The sequence below is a fragment of the Agrobacterium sp. D14 genome (assembly GCF_001526505.1).
Lineage (GTDB): Bacteria > Pseudomonadota > Alphaproteobacteria > Rhizobiales > Rhizobiaceae > Agrobacterium > Agrobacterium leguminum.
Map to the genome: position 1 here is coordinate 24079 of NZ_ASXX01000001.1, position 18002 is coordinate 42080.

At 60.3% G+C, this 18002-nt stretch carries 20 protein-coding genes; 5 read left to right on the top strand and 15 right to left on the bottom strand.

All coding sequences use genetic code 11. The features are described from left to right. Nucleotides 1-259: 259 nt before the first annotated feature. Nucleotides 260-1819, bottom strand: coding sequence for a VOC family protein (locus tag L901_RS00110; RefSeq protein WP_059752340.1), 1560 nt, complete (start codon nucleotides 1817-1819; stop codon nucleotides 260-262). A 290-nt stretch (nucleotides 1820-2109) separates the two neighbouring features. Here L901_RS00110 and L901_RS00115 point away from each other — a divergent pair, with 290 nt between their 5' ends. The 3 genes from L901_RS00115 (at nucleotide 2110) to L901_RS00125 (ending at nucleotide 4868) form a co-directional block, all read left to right on the top strand. Next, nucleotides 2110-3153 carry an ABC transporter substrate-binding protein gene (locus L901_RS00115; RefSeq protein ID WP_035259422.1) on the top strand — a complete coding sequence of 348 codons (1044 nt, stop codon included), beginning with the start codon at nucleotides 2110-2112 and terminating at the stop codon, nucleotides 3151-3153. 111 nt (nucleotides 3154-3264) lie between these two features. Then, nucleotides 3265-4053, top strand: coding sequence for an ABC transporter ATP-binding protein (locus L901_RS00120; protein WP_059752343.1), 789 nt, complete (start codon nucleotides 3265-3267; stop codon nucleotides 4051-4053). Continuing rightward, nucleotides 4050-4868, top strand: a complete 819-nt coding sequence (locus L901_RS00125; protein ID WP_003520664.1) for an ABC transporter permease — start codon at nucleotides 4050-4052, stop codon at nucleotides 4866-4868. The genes L901_RS00120 and L901_RS00125 overlap by 4 nt, the downstream gene beginning before the upstream one ends. Before the next feature lie 52 nt (nucleotides 4869-4920). Here L901_RS00125 and L901_RS00130 read toward each other — a convergent pair whose 3' ends face one another. The 9 genes from L901_RS00130 to L901_RS00170 form a co-directional block, all read right to left on the bottom strand. After that, nucleotides 4921-5607 carry a metal-binding protein ZinT gene (locus L901_RS00130; RefSeq protein ID WP_059752346.1) on the bottom strand — a complete coding sequence of 229 codons (687 nt, stop codon included), beginning with the start codon at nucleotides 5605-5607 and terminating at the stop codon, nucleotides 4921-4923. Nucleotides 5608-5772: 165 nt separating this feature from the next. Then, complete coding sequence (locus L901_RS00135) at nucleotides 5773-6594, bottom strand: mechanosensitive ion channel family protein (RefSeq protein ID WP_059752348.1); 822 nt, start codon at nucleotides 6592-6594, stop codon at nucleotides 5773-5775. A 75-nt stretch (nucleotides 6595-6669) separates the two neighbouring features. Beyond that, entirely contained in the window at nucleotides 6670-7188 is a 519-nt protein-coding gene (locus L901_RS00140) for a tyrosine phosphatase family protein (protein ID WP_059752351.1), read from the bottom strand. Next, nucleotides 7185-7808 carry a YfbR-like 5'-deoxynucleotidase gene (locus tag L901_RS00145; RefSeq protein ID WP_059752354.1) on the bottom strand — a complete coding sequence of 208 codons (624 nt, stop codon included), beginning with the start codon at nucleotides 7806-7808 and terminating at the stop codon, nucleotides 7185-7187. The genes L901_RS00140 and L901_RS00145 overlap by 4 nt, the downstream gene beginning before the upstream one ends. A 2-nt stretch (nucleotides 7809-7810) precedes the next feature. Continuing rightward, complete coding sequence (locus L901_RS00150) at nucleotides 7811-8659, bottom strand: folate-binding protein YgfZ (RefSeq protein ID WP_059753136.1); 849 nt, start codon at nucleotides 8657-8659, stop codon at nucleotides 7811-7813. A 121-nt stretch (nucleotides 8660-8780) separates the two neighbouring features. After that, a complete protein-coding gene (locus tag L901_RS00155) occupies nucleotides 8781-9548 on the bottom strand; it encodes a hypothetical protein (RefSeq protein ID WP_059752357.1) in 768 nt (255 codons plus the stop codon). 14 nt (nucleotides 9549-9562) lie between these two features. Then, complete coding sequence (locus L901_RS00160) at nucleotides 9563-9820, bottom strand: hypothetical protein (RefSeq protein WP_059752360.1); 258 nt, start codon at nucleotides 9818-9820, stop codon at nucleotides 9563-9565. Between the two features lie 105 nt (nucleotides 9821-9925). Continuing rightward, the gene (locus L901_RS00165; RefSeq protein WP_059752361.1) at nucleotides 9926-10363 is read right to left on the bottom strand and encodes a TIGR02301 family protein; all 438 of its coding nucleotides are present in this window, start codon (nucleotides 10361-10363) and stop codon (nucleotides 9926-9928) included. A gap of 113 nt (nucleotides 10364-10476) precedes the next feature. Further along, the gene (locus L901_RS00170; protein WP_059752364.1) at nucleotides 10477-10893 is read right to left on the bottom strand and encodes an NUDIX hydrolase; all 417 of its coding nucleotides are present in this window, start codon (nucleotides 10891-10893) and stop codon (nucleotides 10477-10479) included. Nucleotides 10894-11025: 132 nt separating this feature from the next. Here L901_RS00170 and L901_RS00175 point away from each other — a divergent pair, with 132 nt between their 5' ends. After that, nucleotides 11026-11349: a YnfA family protein gene (locus L901_RS00175; protein ID WP_059752367.1), complete on the top strand. Its 324-nt coding sequence runs from the start codon at nucleotides 11026-11028 to the stop codon at nucleotides 11347-11349. A 35-nt stretch (nucleotides 11350-11384) separates the two neighbouring features. Beyond that, nucleotides 11385-12146, top strand: a complete 762-nt coding sequence (locus tag L901_RS00180) for an SOS response-associated peptidase (RefSeq protein WP_059753139.1) — start codon at nucleotides 11385-11387, stop codon at nucleotides 12144-12146. Nucleotides 12147-12370: 224 nt separating this feature from the next. Here L901_RS00180 and L901_RS00185 read toward each other — a convergent pair whose 3' ends face one another. From L901_RS00185 to L901_RS00200, 5 genes are all read right to left on the bottom strand, one after another. Next, a complete protein-coding gene (locus L901_RS00185) occupies nucleotides 12371-13663 on the bottom strand; it encodes a PleD family two-component system response regulator (RefSeq protein ID WP_059752370.1) in 1293 nt (430 codons plus the stop codon). A gap of 388 nt (nucleotides 13664-14051) precedes the next feature. After that, entirely contained in the window at nucleotides 14052-14183 is a 132-nt protein-coding gene (locus L901_RS27805; RefSeq protein ID WP_003496883.1) for a hypothetical protein, read from the bottom strand. Between the two features lie 172 nt (nucleotides 14184-14355). Next, nucleotides 14356-15225 (bottom strand): CDP-diacylglycerol--serine O-phosphatidyltransferase, encoded by an 870-nt coding sequence (gene pssA, locus L901_RS00190; protein ID WP_059753142.1) that lies wholly within the window; start codon nucleotides 15223-15225, stop codon nucleotides 14356-14358. 22 nt (nucleotides 15226-15247) lie between these two features. Continuing rightward, nucleotides 15248-15946: a phosphatidylserine decarboxylase gene (locus L901_RS00195; RefSeq protein ID WP_003520681.1), complete on the bottom strand. Its 699-nt coding sequence runs from the start codon at nucleotides 15944-15946 to the stop codon at nucleotides 15248-15250. Nucleotides 15947-16110: 164 nt separating this feature from the next. Then, entirely contained in the window at nucleotides 16111-17997 is a 1887-nt protein-coding gene (locus L901_RS00200; protein ID WP_059752372.1) for an ABC transporter ATP-binding protein/permease, read from the bottom strand. Nucleotides 17998-18002 lie beyond the last annotated feature (5 nt).

The following is an 18002-nucleotide window of genomic DNA, read 5'->3' on the forward strand; positions in this document are numbered from 1 at the left end:
CTCTCCAATTACGAAGCTGTTTTTAAAGCCCTTTTGGTGAATTTATGCAAGGCCCGGTTGATGACGGATGCGGCTGGCGAGGGAGTAAGCCGCTTGTTTCTTCTCCCCGCCGGGGAGAAGTCCGCGGCAGCGGGATGAGGGGGCAAGCTCTCAGTTTATTGCTGACGTCGCTCCCTCGTCCGACCCTTCGGGCCACCTTTTCCCCGACGGGGAGAAGAAATTGGCGGCACCGGCTCGGCTCATGCGTATCGCTCGAAAATCAGGAAACATCCGCCAGCCAGCGCCGCGCCGCTTCGATATCGGCAAGCCCGAGCTCATGCCCGTCTTCGACCGTTTCCATCTCGGCTCTTGCTCCGCTCGCCGCCAGCAGGCCCTGCAACTCTTGTGCCTTGTCGAGATACTTGTCGCGTTCTCCCGCCACAAGCAGGACATTGCGGCCGGAAAGATCGGACTGCGGCCATGTTTCCAGAACCGGCATCGGGCGATAGAGCAGGGCGTCTCCGGCAAGCTCGGGATAAAGTGCTGCAAAGGCCGCGTAGAAATTTGCGCCATTGGAATGGCCGATAAACCGTAGTTTCGAACGGTCGAGACCATAGGACCGTATCGCCCCCTCCACGAAGGCGGCGAAGGCTTCCGCTTCTGCGACGATATCCTTCTGGTCGAAGCTGAAATCCGGATTGTGGCGGAACCAGCGGGCGATGTCTTCCTCCGTGCTGCGGCCGCGCACGCCGAGAAGGGTGGCGCGCGGCGCTGCCCGGTGCGCCAGCGGCATCAGGCTCGTTTCGCTGCCGCCGGAACCGTGCAGCAGGATGATGGTGCTGCCATCCGGCTCGTCGGGCGTATAGAAACGGTGCACGAAGGGCAGGTCGCGATAGACGATGCGCTCTTCGCCCGGCATTGCAAATTGCGGCAGGGCGACACGCACATCCGCCTCGTCCTTCATGAAGAGCGGCGGGATGAACAGTTTTTCCCCAAGCGATTCCAACGGTTCGTCCACTGTCATGCCCGGCCCGTCGGTCGCCATTTCGATCAGCACGCCGCCCGGTTCGCGGACATAGAGCGAGTGGAAATATTTGCGGTCATGGGCATTGGTGGTGCTGGAATTCAGCGATTTCAGCCCGGTATGAACCGCGTTCAGCTCATCCATGTCCTTCGCCCGGAAGGCGATATGATCGACGGTGCCGGTGCCCGGCGCGCTGGACCAGAAGCCGGTGGCGTCGCGCACGTCGATAATGTCGCCGCTGTCGGAAACGAGCCGGCGGATTGCGCCTGCCTGGCTTTCCTGCCGGTAACCGAAATGTTTCTCCAGAAATGCCACGGTTTCTTCCGGCACTTCGCTCAGCACCGTCGCGCCATAGATGCGGCGAATGGCGTCCTCCGCGGAAATATCGTTCGTTACATGCGGCGTCGCATCGGCAAAGGCGTGGGTGCCGACCAGCTTGACGATCAGGCCGTCAGGATCTTTCAGCCGGATGACCGGAGCGCCGAACTCATCGGAGGGGCCTTCCGCCCGGATGCCGAATTTCAGCGCCCGCGTCAGCCAGAAGCCGATGGCGGCGGGATCGATGGCCACGGAAATTTCCAGCGTCTGGCCGTAACCGACACGGCCCTGGCCGCCATCTTCCCAGACGAGAAAGGTGAGAAGGGAGCCGGGCGAGGCGATACCGTCGCCATAAAGCAGGTGCAGCTGCATGGCGTCTTCGAAACCGGCCGTGCGCTTGGCCAGCCTCAGGCCCAGAAAGCCGGCGTAAAAATCCACATTCGCCTGCACCTTCCGGGTAATCATGGTGATGTGGTGTATGCCCAGTGCAGAATTCATCTTGCCGTCCCGCTGTTTCGCCTGCTGTTCGTGGCCCTATTTGTCGCACGCTGCCCCTGATCCGCAACCCCGGCAAATGAGAACGCTGTGTTCTCTGCGTGAACGATCCCGCTTTCGCTTCGTTGCATGCGCGATGGGCAAAATGCCGGCTTTTTGCCTGCCTTGCGCGTGTTTGTGCATATAAAATAAGCATACAAAATAATGGCTATTTTGTATGCAATTTTATCTTGCCTTGAGGGCTGGAATTGGGTCTTATGCAACCAATCCAACAAAACCATCAGGGGGAATAGATGATTTTAACGCGCAGGTTGTTGACCAGGGCTCTGGCCATTGCCGCCATCGGTGTAACCGCTGGTTTTTCGCTGCCGGTCGTCGAGGCGCGGGCCGAAACGCCGGTAAAATTCACGCTCGACTGGAAGTTCGAAGGTCCCGCCGCCGGTTTCCTGCTGGCGCTCGACAAGGGTTACTTCAAGGCTGAAGGCCTCGATGTCACCATCGACAGCGGCAACGGCTCGGTGGAAGCCATTCCGCGCGTGGCGACCGGCGCCTACCAGATGGGTTTCGGCGACATCAACTCGGTGATGAAGTTCCTCGACGAAGATCCGAGCCAGAAGATCAAGGCCGTTTATATGGTCTATGAGCGCCCGACTTTTGCCGTGGTGGGCCGCAAGTCGCTCGGTGTCACCGGCGATCCGAAGTCGCTGGAAGGCAAGAAGCTCGGTGCGCCGCCGCCGGATGGCGCCTTTGCGCAATGGCCCGCCTTCAAGCAGGTCGCAGGTCTCGATGACAGCAAGATCAAGATCGAATCGATCGGTTTTCCGGTGCGTGAACCGATGCTCGCCAAGGGCGATGTCGACGCCGTTTTCGGCTTTGCCTTTTCGGTGATCCTCAACCTCAAGAAGCAGGGCATCGCCGATGACGATATCTCGACCATTCTGATGGCCGAGCACGGCTTGAATCTCTATGGCAACGCGGTGCTGGTAAACACTGATTTCGCAGAGAAAAACCCGGATGCCGTGAAGGGCTTCCTGAAAGCGCTGGCCAAGGGCTTCGCCGATTCCGTCAAGAACCCCGAAGAGGGCGTGGCGGCCGTGCTCAAGCGTAACGAGACGCTCGACAGCGCCATCGAGCTTGAACGCCTCAACATGGCCAACAGCATGAATATCAAGACGCCCTATGTGGTGGAAAACGGCATGGGCGGCGTCGATCCGGCCCGGCTTTCCGCCTCCATCGAGACGCTGAAAGTTTCCCTCGGCCTGAAGGGCAACGTCAAGGCGGAGCAGGTGTTCGACGCGACCTATCTGCCAGCCAAGGAAGAACGCATGCTTCCGTAATGGCCGGAGTGAGCGGGTGCGGCATGCTTCTTCTCCCCGGCGGGGAGAAGAAACAAGCCGCAACGCTGCAGGGTTCAACCACCCGATCTACAACTTAAAACGGGAACAGCAATGTCACATCTCGTGGAAATAGACAGTGTGGACATGCGCTATGGCGGCTCCGCCGGCACGCTGGCCGTATCCGGTTTGAACCTGACGGTCGACAAGGGCGAATTCGCGGCTGTGGTCGGTCCCTCCGGCTGCGGCAAGTCGACCCTGATGAAACTCGTGACGGGACTGCACATTCCGCAGAAGGGCAATGTCATCGTTGCCGGGCGGCAGGTCACGGAGCCGGTTTCCATCGTCGGCATGGCGTTTCAGAACCCGACGATGCTGCCCTGGCGCACCACGCTTGAGAACATCCTGCTGCCGCTGGAGATCGTCGAAAAACATCGCCGACGTCTGCGCGCCCACAAGGCGGAATATGTCGTGAAAGCAGAGCGCCTTCTGGAAATCGTCGGCCTGAAGGGGTTCGGTTCGAAGTATCCGTGGCAGCTTTCCGGCGGTATGCAGCAGCGCGCCAATCTTTGCCGGGCCTTGATCCACGAACCGGAACTGCTGATGCTGGACGAGCCTTTCGGTGCGCTCGATGCCTTCACGCGCGAGGAATTGTGGTGCGTCATCCGCGACCTGCACGCCGCGCAGCGCGTCACCATCATCCTCGTGACCCATGATCTGCGCGAGGCGACATTTCTGGCCGACAAGATTTTCGTGATGAGCGCAAGGCCGGGCCGGGTGCTGGCGGAACACCGCGTGCCGTTTGCCCGCCCGCGCCAGCTCGATATCATGTATGACAAGGGTTTCAACGACATGGTGCAGGAACTGCATGGCGAGATCGCGCAGGCGAGGGTGGCGGCATGAGCGCGATCATGGAAGGCACCGTTGCGGCCGAGCCGCGCAAGCCGCTGATTGCCCGCGTCAACTGGGTGAAAGCCGCCCCCTGGCTTTATACGCTGGCGCTTTTCGTGTTGTGGGAACTGTTGGTCTACGCGCTGAAAATGCCGCCCACCATTCTGCCGTCACCGGTAAGGGTGGGACAGGCCATCGTGCAATATTGGTCGCCGATCTGGAAGAACTCGCTGCAGACGCTTTATACCACGACGCTGGGTTTCGCCATTGCGGTGGCCGCCGGTCTCGCCATCGGCCTGTTCATCGGCTGGTCCAAAACCATCTATGCCGGGCTCTATCCGCTGATGATCGGCTTCAACGCCATCCCGAAAGTGGCGCTGGTGCCAATCCTCGTCATCTGGTTCGGCATCGGCACGGTTCCTGCCGTGTTGACCGCCTTCCTGATCTCTTTCTTCCCCATCGTCGTCAACGTCGCGACCGGGCTCGCCACCATAGAGCCGGAAACGGAAGATGTGCTGCGGGCGCTTGGCGCAAAGAAGATGGACATCATGCTGAAGGTCGGCATTCCGCGCTCCATGCCCTATTTTTTCGGCTCGCTGAAAATCGCCATCACGCTCGCCTTTGTCGGCTCGGTCGTGTCGGAGACGGTCGCCTCCAATTACGGCCTCGGCAACATGATGAGTTCGGCGCAGAGCCAGTTCAATGTGCCGCTCGTCTTTGCCGGTCTGCTGATGCTCGCGGTGGAAGGCATCGTCATGTATGCGATCATGGCCTGGCTTGAAAAGCGCATGACCGGCTGGGCGCATCGCTCCACCATGGGGCAATAAGGAATGCAGCACGGGCATGAAGAATATGCCCGTGCCGGAATGTCGCGCGAAGTTAATGCGCCGCCATTTCTTCCACGATATCGCCGCCGTCCATCAGGAACGGGTAATAGGTCGGCCAATTGGTCACTTCGTCCAGCAATGCCTTGCGGTCGTTGCCCCAGTAGAGATGGTAATGGCCCGCCTTGACCGGGGCGATGGAGTGGTCGCTGAACTGGATGAATTGCGGTGCGGCCTCATCGCCGCCGGTTTTCTTGAAGATGTAGCGGACACCGCGATTGCCCTTCTTGTAGGTCAGGATTTCATGGCCATCGCTGACATAGGTGCCTTCAGCGGGTTTGCCGTCCTTATAAAACGCCACGCTGTCGCTCTTGATGACGATGCGGTTCACATCGGTTTTGTAACCGATTTCGTAATAGGCGCGGTACTCCGCCGCCGTCTTGTCGCCATGCGCCGCCTTTTCGGCCATGACGGAATCGAGCGAGCCGTTCAACAGGTAGGGATATACCGACTGCCAGTCGCCTTCCCAGTCGGAAAGCGTGCGCGTCTTCACCTGCGCATCCTCGAAATAACCCTTGTAGATCTGCTTTTCAGCCTCGGTCATCTGGTGGCCGTGATCGTGCCCATGGTCGTGGCTGTGGGCAGCGGATTTGTCGCCACCGGCAGCCATTGCCGCTGTCGCCGCCAGCAGCATGGAACCAAGTGCGACGGCGCCGGTGACGCGGGTGAGTGTCTTCTGCATTGTTTCGGCCCTCTCATATCGATAAAGATAGTTACGTAATAACATTACGTATCGACCTATAGAGGCCGCATTCGCGGGATGCAAGTGCGCGCTCCAACGTGGCGCAACGAAAAGCGCGATGGCTGTTGCAGCCACCGCGCTTGAAAAGAGGGGAGACGTGAGGTCTCAGGCCGGCTGGGCGCTCAATTCCGCCTTGCGCTCGTCGAAGGCGAGTTTCATGGCTTTCGTCACATCGCGGGTCGTTGCGAAATAAGTGTCGCTGCGCACCCAGTAGCGCAATTTGACGGTGGCGCTGTCGGCGCTGACCGAATCGACGAAGGTGACGGGGGCGGGGTCCAGCAAAACCCGGCTCTCCGAACGCACGACTTTCATCAGCATATCCTGTGCGGCCGCCAGATCCTCATCATTCTTGACCGTCAGGCTGAGTTCGTGACGGCGCGAGGGAAAGCGGCTGTAATTGGTGATCGGCACGTTCCAGAGCGTGGAGTTGGGCGCGAGACGGTAAAGTCCGTCGCTGGTCTTCAGCTCGGTCGCAAACAGCCCGATCTCGATCACCGTGCCGCTGACCGTGCTGGTCTCGATATATTCGCCGACGCGGAAGGGGCGCAGCACCAGAAGCATGATGCCGGCGGCAATATTCTGCAGCGTGCCCTGCAACGCAAGGCCAATGGCCAGACCGGCAGCGCCAAGGGCGGCGAGGATGGAGGCGGTCTGCACCCCGAACTGGCCAAGCACCATGACCAGCACCAGAATGAGAACCACATAGCGGATGGCGCCGGCGAAGAAACCGGCGAGTGTCGCATCGAAACCGCGAATGCGCGACAGGCCCTGAAATGCCCAGCGTTGCAGGAAGGTGGCGGCCAGCCAGCCGATGATCAGCAGCAGAAGCGCACCGACTACCGAGAAGGAATATTGCACCGCAAGCGCGCTTGCCTGCTGCAACGCCGCCTGCGATGCGACGATGATATCCGTTGCCTGTTGTTCCATGAATTATCCTGTGATTTTCATTGCTCTTCAGGGTTGGTAACGACTGGAGGCCGTGAGGGTTCCGCCAAAACGGCCTCAGTTGCCAAGCGGCAGCACGAAGGGCACGTTACCATCCGTATCCGCTCCCCTGCCGATTTTTTTGATTGCCGCCACCAGCCTGCCCTCGCGCCCGAGCAGACGGTCGCCGATGGCGATGATGCGGGCATTGGGCGTGGCATAGGGCGAGACGGCGCGCAGGCGCAGCGCAAGTTCCATCTCGTCCTGATCCGGATAAAGGCTGAGCGCGGCGATGACGGCGGCGGCGGGTGAGCGGGAAACGCCCATCCAGCAATGGATGAGCAGCGGCGCGGACTGGTCCCATTCGCGGGCGAAATCGATCAGCTTCAGCACATGTGCATCGTCTGGCGCGATGAGATCGGCGGTGCCCTTGAATGCGATGTCGTTCATGGCAAGCGTCAGATGCCGGTCTGCGGCAATGACGGCGGGGCGGTGAAAGGACTGCTCTTTGGCGATCAGCGTCACCATTTCGCGGGCCTTGTGTTTAACGGCCATCTCCGCGATCCGCGACAGCGGCGATACGACAATGGCCGTCATGTCGCGCTCCCCGTTTTGACGGCACGCATCGCCTCGATGGCCTCGAAACGTTCGATGAACAGCTTTTGCGCTTCGGTTGAGGGCAGGGGCGTGATGTCGAACATGTCGCGGGTAATGCCGCGCGGCAGGCCGAAGAACTTCTGCGCCTCGGCGGTGGAAAAACCCGCAAGCTCCGTCGCCTCGAAAAAGGCGGCGACCGTATCGGCTTTCTTGATGCGGTCCTTCAATTCGCGCGATGCATGCGGCGGCAGGCCGAAACGCAGGTGCACGGCGGCTTCCAGCCGTTTTTCCACGGTCTTGTAACCGCCGCCGACGACGGATTTGAACGGCGAGATCATGTCGCCGATGACATATTCCGGCGCATCGTGCAGAAGCGCCATCTGCATGTCATCAGGCGTCGCGCTTGTGCACATGCGGCAGAAGATGGTTTCGACGATGAGGCAATGCTGGGCGACGGAAAAGGCGTGGTCGCCGCGCGTCTGGCCGTTCCAGCGGGCGACACGGGCAAGGCCATGGGCAATATCGGCGATTTCCACATCGAGCGGCGACGGGTCGAGCAGATCGAGCCGCCGGCCGGACAGCATGCGCTGCCAGGCGCGCGGGCTTTTTGCAGGAGCCACTCTCAGTCCTCCGCCCGCGCCGCCGGATCGGCCGCGGGGAAGGAAAGGCCGCTCCAGGCCGGTAGGGCCACGGTCACGGGGACAGTCCCCGCCAGAAGCGGCGTGCCGGATGCGAGCGCATCGGCAATGCGGTCGATCCGAACGATGGCAAGCGCCCTGTTGCCGCAAACGGTTCCGAGCGCGCCGACCGGTTTTCCATCGGCGGTAATCTCCGTCCCACTGGCGGGAAGCGCGCCTTCAGCCGAAACGGTGACGACGCGGCGTCTTGCCGTGCCGCGATGTTTCATGCGCGAGACGACTTCCTGACCGACAAAGCAGCCCTTCTTAAAGGAAACGCCGTCATTCACATCCATCAGCACGTCATGGGGAAAAGCATCCTGCAGCGCATAATCCCGACCGGATTCGGCAATGCCATGCTCGATACGGAGCGCATCATAGCCCGCGCTGTCGCCGGATGCGGATGCGCCCGGTAGCCTGACGAGATCGATTCCGGCCTTGGCGAAACGACCATCCCGAATGCCTGCCGCCGGTGCAGTCTCGTTCCAGAAAACGCTCACGCCTTCGACCGTCTCGGCTTTGAGATCGACCGGTGCGCGCAGCTTGTACATGGTCAGGCGGCGCAGCAGCGCGTCCTGTTCGGCAGCGCCCGTTTCGATCAGATAATCCCCGCCATCGCGCCAGATCAGGAAATCGAACAGGATCTTGCCCTGCGGCGTCAGAAGGGCTGCGGCCCGTGCTTCGCCTTCCGGCAGGTTTTCAACATCTGCGGTGATGAGGTTGTTCAGAAATTCCTCGGCGCCGGTGCCGGAAACCCGGATCAGGCGGCGGTCGGCAAGAAGGGCGGAAGGCATGGCGTCACCGTTCGGTTCGTCGTACTCTGTGATCTCCGGCAAAAAGCAGATGCGCTTTGCCGGAATGCTCATTCCGCACAGTTAGGATTTTTGCCAGAGAACGGCAAGCACCGCGATGCGATCAATCGCCGGCGGTGAAGAACTTCCACTTGCCATCGGGCGAAATGCCGACCCGGTAGAAGCTGTAATTGCCATATTCCTGCATGTCGGCCAAATCGCCCGCCGTGATGATGCGCAGAAGCTCCACCTTTTCCGGCGCAGTCAGCGTATTCAGCGGCTTTCCGGCGAAATAGGGGAAAACATAGGCTTCGTCAGGCGTGCCGGCATCGATATGGGCATAACCGGTCGACAGCAGGTCGATGATGATCGCCAGCACTTCCAGCCCGTCAGGATCGCCGGAATAGCTTTTCAGCGCCGCAATCGGGTCTTCGCCGTCATTGCCGTCGATGCGGAATTCTTTCTGGCCGGCGGCGATGAAGGGCCGCAGCTTTTCGATATCGCCGGAGGCGGCGGCTTCGATGATCTGTTGGCGCAGCTTGCGCACGGGTTCCGGCGCCTTGGAAATATCGTGCTCGATTACCACGGACATTTCCGGCGTGTTGTCGGGCTTGGAGGATTGCTGGTTCGACTGGTTGGCGGAACGGTCCACCAACGGGTCGGGCAGGGGAATGCCTTCCGAATCGCCTTCGATCTCGTCCGGCTCCGCAGGCTGGGCCTGCTGCGGCTCACCGCCATTCTCAGCCTTCGGCTCGCTTTCGGTGTTCTGCGCCGGCTTCAGCTCGGAAAGGGCAAAGGCGCGGCCTGGCATGCCAATCGGCCCGGCGGTCAGGGCAAGCAGGATGGACAGCAGGGCGGAAGAGCGCAAAAGCCCCTTGCTCAGGCAAGACATGATAGACCCCGGCTTTACTGTATTACCCGCTGCGGCGAAAATTCGCCCTGAAGCATGCGCTGGCGCAGCGATTCCAGCATTGCTTCAGCGCCGGCCTCGCCATGCATACGGATGGTTTCGCGCATGGCCAGAGCGATGGCGGCATCGGCGATGATCTCCGGCTCGATGCCGTCGGCCATGCCGTCAGCCCATGCCTCGTTCTGGTGTTCCAGAGCGACCTGCATCTTTTCATGCACGATCATATCGTCGATTTCGTTACGGCTTGTCTGCATCTTTCATCCTCGACAGGGCGGGCAAGTCCTTACCACCCTGTTAACAACACTAGCAGCCTTTTATCAAAACGGCACGGCCTGCGGCGAAAAGAGGTTAATAATCCTCTAATTTCCGAACCGGGACGCGATTTCCTGCGCGAGTGTTGCCCCTTCGTTACGGTAGTTCTCTTCTGCCATGATGGCGGCGCGTGTGCAACTGGTGTGGATGGCCGCAAAGGAGCGGTATCCACGGTTGAATGCGGCCGTCATGCGCTGACGTCGTTCAGGTTCGTTGGCCGTGTCCGCAGCCAGAAGATCGCTCATCGATCTGCGCCAGTCCTCCGGTCCGGAAGAAGGGCACAGGGTTCTAAGATATTGCACCGCGCCCAGTATCTCCGACAGCCGTGCCAGCTTGTCGTCATAAGGGGCCGGTTTGGGCGGCGCGGCTTCCGCCGGACGCACCTCGGAACCGGGTTTTGAAGGCTGCGCATAAGCGACGCCCTGCTGCCCGGCGGTGGCAAGCATTGTCAGAAAAAGAGACAGGAAGATGGTTGGCCGTATCAAAATTCTATTCTGCCCCACACATACTCGTGAACTATTGGCTCGTGAACTGTTGGCTCGTGACCATCCGGCGGGCGGATCGGCCCTAGATAATAGCGATTCTGGCTGGCTGGCAATCATGCAAGCAGGCGTTCGGCGCATTCGACGACGCTTTCCGGCGCCGGCAGAAGGCGGATTTCCGCCAATGTGTACCAGCCCGCATCCGCCGCATCGTCGCCGACAGTCACGAGCGGATCGGCATCGGTTTCCACGGTGAAGACCGACAGGAAATAGTGGCTCGTCAGCACCCCTTCGGCGTCGCGGGAGGGAAGATCGTATGTCGCGAAAAGCTGCGGCCTGCGCGCCACGATGCCGGTTTCCTCGTGCAATTCGCGCAGTACCGTTTCGGCCGGCGTTTCGCCGTCTTCGCCGCGACCGCCCGGAAAAGCGAACATGTCCTTGGAAGGCGGGTTGATGCGGCGCACGAGAAGCAGCCGGTCGCCGTTCCTGACAATGGCGGAGGAGGCGGGGCGGGGCTTGATACGGAGGGTCATGAATGGTTTCGCTTGTTTCGGCCGTTGCCGGCCTGTCTATAGTGGTACGTGGCTCGGAAAAATCGATTCCGGTTTCCGTGCCGATGCTTATAGTCCGGAACGGGCGTGATTGTGCATGTTAAAGACGGTGGAATGAAGGTCTATCTTATCTATGTTCTGGCGGCTCTTGCCGAAATTGCCGGCTGCTTTTCCTTCTGGGCCTGGCTGAAACTCGGCAAGACCGGGTGGATATTGCTGCCCGGCATGGTGGCGCTGGCCGCTTTCGCGTGGCTTCTGACGCTGGTTCCGACAGAGGCGGCGGGCAGGGCCTATGCCGCCTATGGCGGGATTTACATTGCTGCTTCGCTCTTCTGGCTTTGGAGCGTGGAAGGGCATGCGCCGGACCGGTGGGATATTGCCGGCGGCGCGGTCTGCCTTGCCGGTACCGCCATCATCCTGTTCGGGCCAAGGGCCTAGAACATTTCCGGTGAACAATGCTCAAGGAGAAGGCCATGTGCGGACGTTTCGTGCTGAAGGCGACGCCGGAAGAGATCGCCGATTATCTCGATCTGATCGGCCTTGAGGATTTTCCCGCCCGTTTCAACATCGCGCCGACGCAGCCCATTCTGGTCGTGATGGAGGGGGAGCGGCAGGAGCGCGGCAGCAACCTGCCCAATCGCCGGGCCGTGCTGGTCCGCTGGGGTTTTTTGCCCGGCTGGGTGAAGGACCCGAAGGATTTTCCGCTGCTCATCAATGCGCGGTCGGAAACCGCCATCGGCAAGGCCTCCTTCCGCGCCGCCATGCGCCATCGCCGCGTCCTTGTCCCCGCTACCGGCTTTTACGAATGGCGACGCCCGCCGAAGGAGGAGGGCGGCAAACCGCAGCCTTATTTCATCCGCCCGAAAAGCGGCGGCATCGTCGCCTTCGCCGGTCTCATGGAAACCTGGTCTTCCGCCGATGGCTCGGAGGTCGATACAGGCGCGATCCTCACCACCGCCGCCAATGCCGCGATCGGCCATATTCACGACCGCATGCCTGTTGTCATCGCGCCCGAGGATTTCAGCCGCTGGCTGGATTGCAAAACCCAGGAGCCGCGCGAGGTCGCCGATCTGATGCGGCCGGTTCAGGACGATTTTTTCGAGATGATCCCGGTATCGGAGAAGGTCAACAAGGTCGCCAATGTCGGCGCGGATCTCATCGAACCGGTGCCGGAAAGCGCGCCGCTGGCGAAGATCAAGCCGGCAAAGGACGAAGGGCAGATGTCATTGTTTTGAAGAATGGTCTGCGCATTTGCGCATAATTGTTTGAGCTGGAAGTCGCCGCATATTTCTTCTCCTCGCCGGGGAGAAGATGGCCCGAAGGGTCAGATGAGGGGGCTACGGAACAGACTTGCGGAGAGCTTGCCCCCTCATCCCGCTGCCGCGACCTTCTCCCCGGCGGGGAGAAGAAACAAGCGGCACGCGCTCGATCCCCCGCAAGACTATCTTGTTCAGAAAACTCAGCCGTTCCGCCCGATCTTCTGCAGGCCTTCCTGGATCATGATGTCGGAATAAACGCGGTTACGGCCATTCGCCTTGGCGAGATAGAGCAGCTGGTCCGCCGCATTCAGCTGGTTGTCGAAGGGTTCGCCCTTTTCGATCTCCACGACGCCGAGCGAGATCGTCAGGGCGAGGCTGCTGCCGCTCAGCTGCCGGCCGTTCTTTTCCACCTGTCCGCGCAGCTCCTCGCAGAACTGATAGGCAGCGCGCGCATCCAGCCCGCGCAGGAACACGGCAAACTCCTCGCCGCCGAGGCGGGCGGGAATGTGGCGTTGCTCGCCGCACATGTCATGCAGCAGCTCTGCCAGTTTTTTCAGCGCCCTGTCGCCGGCATCGTGGCCCAGCGTGTCGTTGATCTTCTTGAAATGGTCGATGTCGAGAATGGCGACGGCGCCGCTCTCGTCATTGCCATTGATGACATCCATCAGCGCCCGCGTGCGCTCGAAGAAGGAGCGGCGGTTCGGCAGGCCGGTGAGATGGTCGCGTTCGGCCAGTTCGCGCAGGCGTTTGAGCTGCTTCAACGTCTCGATATTGTTATCGATACGGCACTGCAATTCTTCCGGCACGAAGGGGCGGTAGACGAAATCCGAGGCGCCAGCCTTCAGGAAGCTTGCCGAAAGCAACCGGTCTGTGGAGGACGATATGCCGATCACCCGCAAATCTTCGGATGAGCGGCTGTCGCAGATGCGGCGCGTCAACTCATAACCGTCCATGTCAGGCATATGATAATCGGTGATGACGAGCTGGATCGTCGGGTTCTGCGACAGGATTTCCAGCGCCTGCTTGCCGGAGTGGGCCTCGCTGACCCTGAAATTTTGCCGCTCCAGAATTTCCACGAGGCCGGACCGTGCCGCGCGCACATCATCGACCACAAGAACGGAGAATAGCTTGTTGTTCAAAATCCGCTGGACGGTTCTTACCACCGCATCGACGGTGCGATGACCGTCCTTGACGATGTAATCGATGATCTTCTTTTCGGCGTAGCGCTTGCGCGCCTCCTCATCCACCGTGGCGGTGAAAACGATGGCCGGCACCTTGCGCTCGGATAGAAGTGCGAGAATCTCGCCCTTCGGCGCATCGGGCAGGTTGAGACCCGTCAGCGCCAGCGTGAAATTATGGGCCTGCATGAGGGTATCGGCTGCGGCCATGCTGTCGCAATGGACGACCTCGGCTTCCGTTTCTTCCGAAAGCCGCGTCTTCAGCAGCATGGAAAGAGCAACGGAATCTTCAATCAGAAGGATTTTATCCTGCATGGCCGTCCCAAGCCCCCCTGGCCTGTCTTCACAATCTTCCCTCAACGCCGAATATTCGTCATCCGCGTGTCTGCGGATTCGAAAGCCGGCTTATGCATTGTTGTGGAAAAAAATGCGGAATAGAAAAGTTCTTTTGTATTCACTAATCTATACGTCGGTGTTCGTATAGCCTTCTTGTGGAAGGCGAGATTTTTACTACACTTTCGTTGCAGCTTCGTTACATAAGGCTGCCGATTTTATGAATGACTGACGCTCTGCAATTTAGTGGCAGTGCTTGAAACAAAAACGGCGCCCGGAAAAGGCGCCGCGTGATTGTCGATTTTCCGTTGGGAACGTTCCGTTTTCCAGACAGTCCGCAAAATTCGAAAAATCAAAAAACCGAATATTTTCAGGCGGTTTTGGCGGCAGGCTTGCGCTTCAGCATCAGGGCTGCGGCCGCAACGGCCTTCAGTCCGAGCGGGCGGTAGTGGCTGTTGAGGTCGGGCTTCGCCTGCGGCTGCGCCTTCGTCTCGTTCGTCATTTCTCTCTCTCCACAATTCACGCCAATCGCCGTTGCGATGCGTGTGAGCCACTTCTTTCGCGGCTAATCTTGACGGATTCGAGGCGAAGAAAAACGAAGCCGGCTTTTCAGGCTGCGACATTTTGCGTCACATCCTGCGCCGGCTTGTGCGAGAAAAAATAAACCTGCGGTTTTAAATACCGCGATCGAGGCCGTTGCCGCCATTGGCGTCGTCATGCCCGTCTTCCTCGATGGTCAGCGTGCCGTAGCGGCGATGCCAGAGGCGGGCGCTGATAGGAATGAAGACGAGATAGGCGGCAACCGTCAGAACCAGAACTTCCCAGGTGAAGCTCATCAGCATCGCTACATAAAGCACGACGACGAGGATCATTGGCAGCACCAGATCGCGGCGAATGCGGCTGGTGCCGGATTTGCCCGACCAGACCGGCAGGCGGCTGATGAGAAGGTAACCGATCAGCACGGTATAGGCGGCGGCGACATAGGCGAAGGGCTTGTCCGGCTCGACGCCGAGGAAGCCGAGATAAACCGGCAGCAGCACCAGCATGGCACCCATCGGGGCGGGGACGCCCACGAAGAACTCATTCTGCCAGGGCGCCTTCACCGGCCGCTCGATCATGACGTTGAAGCGCGCTAGACGCAGGCCGGCGGCAATGACGTAAATGAGGGCGGCGATCCAGCCGATGGAGCGTGCCTGATCGAGAAGGTAGGCATAGACCACCAGCGCAGGCGCGACGCCGAAATTGACGATATCGGCCAGCGAGTCCATCTGCTCGCCGAATTTGGACGTCGCTTTCATCATGCGGGCGATGCGCCCGTCTATGCCGTCGAGGAAGGCGGCCAGCAGCACCATGCCGACGGCCAGCTCGAACCGCCCCTCGATGGCGAGACGCACGCCGCTCAGCCCCGCACAGATGGCCAGAACGGTGATGAGATTGGGAACGACGAGGCGAAAGGGAATTTCCCTCAGCCGCGGTCCACGGCCGCTATCGCTGCGGCCCTCGGGTTTGCCGTTCTGTTGCGGCTCGGCGATCGGCGTTTCCATGCGCATGCCCTTCCTGTTTCCGTCAGCCGCGGCGGCTGACGACCGGACCCTTGGCGGAGCCGAATTCGGCGAGCACGGTTTCACCGGCAATCGCCGTCTGGCCGACCGATACACGCGGCTCGAAACCTGCGGGAAGGAAGATATCGAGGCGCGAACCGAAACGGATAAGACCGAAACGCTCACCGGCATCGACTGGTTCATTTGGCTTTACCCAGCAGACGATGCGGCGTGCAACCATGCCGGCGATCTGCACCACGCCGACCTTGCCGTGCGACGTCTCGATGACGAGGCCGTTGCGCTCATTGTCTTCGGAAGCCTTGTCCACTTCGGCATTGAGGAAGAGGCCGGGACGGTAGGCGACATTGACGATACGGCCGCGCACCGGCGAACGGTTCACATGGCAGTTGAACACGTTCATGAACACCGAGATGCGCACCAGCGGCTCCTTGCCGAGTTCCAGCTCCAGCGGCGGAACGACGCTCTGCACGGCGGAAACCTTGCCATCGGCCGGGCTGATGATGAGGTCGTCATCCTGCGGCGTGACGCGCTCGGGATCGCGGAAGAAATAGGCGCACCAGGCCGTCAGCACCAGACCGACCCAGAACAGCGGTTCGGCGATCCAGCCGAGCACCAGCGATGCGACGAAGAAGGCCGCCACAAAGACATAACCTTCCTTGTGGATCGGTACGATGGTGTTGCGAATGGTGTCGAACAGATTCATGAGATTCCTTGCTCCGGTTTCCGTCTGTCGCGTCTATATGTGGTCGTGATACGACACGATCCAAACGGCAATGCGACAAATTTTGCCTAGCTGGTTACAGCCAAAAGGGCCGTCCGGCAATGGTGGGGTTCGCCCGTCGGCCTTGTTACCCCGGGGTACAGCCATCAATGGGCGGGTTCCCCGCGGTTGATGACACCCAGATCGTCGGTTTCGCGCACATGGCGCAGCATTTCCTCGGCCCGGATCGCCTCGCGCTGGCGGCTCCACATCGAAGCGTAGAGGCCGTTCTGCCCCATCAGCGAGCTGTGCGTGCCGCGTTCGGCGATCTGCCCTTCCTTCAAAACGATGATCTCATCCGCGCCGATGACGGTGGAAAGGCGGTGGGCGATAACCAGCGTCGTGCGGTTCTTCGAGACGATGTCGAGCGCGCTCTGGATTTCCTGTTCCGTATGCGTATCGAGTGCCGAGGTGGCCTCGTCGAGAATGAGGATCGGCGGCGCCTTGAGGATGGTGCGGGCAATCGCCACGCGCTGTTTCTCCCCGCCGGAAAGCTTCAGGCCGCGTTCGCCGACCATGGTGGCGTAACCCTCCGGCAGCTTGCCGATGAAGGCGCTGATCTGCGCCGCATCCGCAGCCGCCCTCAGTTCCTCATCGGTGGCCGAGGGACGGCCATAACGGATGTTGTAGGCGAGCGTGTCGTTGAAAAGCACCGTATCCTGCGGCACCATGCCGATCACCGAGCGCAGGCTCTTCTGCGTCACATCGCGAATATCCTGCCCGTCGACGGTGACCGCGCCTTCCTGAATATCGTAGAAGCGATAAAGCAGCCGCGAGATCGTCGATTTTCCCGCACCCGAAGGGCCGACGATGGCCACCGTCTTGCCGGCCGGCACGTCGAAGGAAACGCCCTTCAGGATCGGTCTTTCGGGGTCATAGGCGAAATGCACGTCGCGGAAGGAGATCGCGCCCGGTCCGGCTGCGAGCGGTTTTGCATCCGGCCTGTCGGTGACTTCCGCCTCCACCTCCAGAAGATCGAACATCTGTTCGATGTCGGTCAGGCCCTGGCGGATTTCGCGATAGACGAAACCGATGAAATTGAGCGGCACCGAAAGCTGCAGCAGCAGCGCATTGACGAAGACGAAATCGCCAATGGTCTGTTCGCCGCGCTGCACGGCAAGCGCCGACATCACCATCATGACGGTGGAGCCGATGCCGAAGATCACGCCCTGGCCGAAGTTCAGCCAGCCGAGCGAGGTCCAGATCGAGATCGCCGATTTTTCGTAACGCTCCATGGCGACGTCGAAACGCCGCGCCTCCATCTCCTCATTGCCGAAATATTTGACGGTTTCGAAATTCAGAAGCGAGTCGATCGCCTTGGTATTGGCGTCGGTATCGCTGTCGTTCATGGCGCGGCGAATGCCGATACGCCAGTTGCTGGCCCGCACGGTGAACCAGATATACGCCCAGACTGTGATGACCGTGACGAGCACATAGGAAAAACCGTAGGAGGCCCAGAAAATGATCGCCGTCAGCAGGAATTCGATGAAGGTCGGCGCGGTGTTGAGAATGGTGAAACGGACAATGGTTTCGATGCCCTTGGTGCCGCGCTCGATGACCCGCGACAGTCCGCCGGTCTTGCGCTCCAGATGGAACCGCAACGAAAGCCGGTGCATGTGCACGAAGGTCCTGTAGGCGAGCTGGCGCACCGCATGCTGGCCGACGCTGGCGAAAAGCGAATCGCGCAGCTGGTTGAGCCCGACCTGGATCAGCCGCGTCAGATTATAGGCGATCACCAGCGCGACGGCGCCGAGCAGGAAGGCGGGAACAAGCCCGGCCATGTCCAGCCGGCCGTTCAGCGCATCGGTCGCCCATTTGAAGAAATAGGGAACGGAGATCAGCACCAGCTTGGCGACGACCAGGTATACGGTGGCCCAGATCACCCGCATTTTCAGATCCCACCGCCCTTCCGGCCACATATAGGGCCAGAGATTGATCAGCGTCTGGGTGGGATTGCTGGAATCCGCCGAAATGGTTTTTTTCTTCGTGGCCATCATTC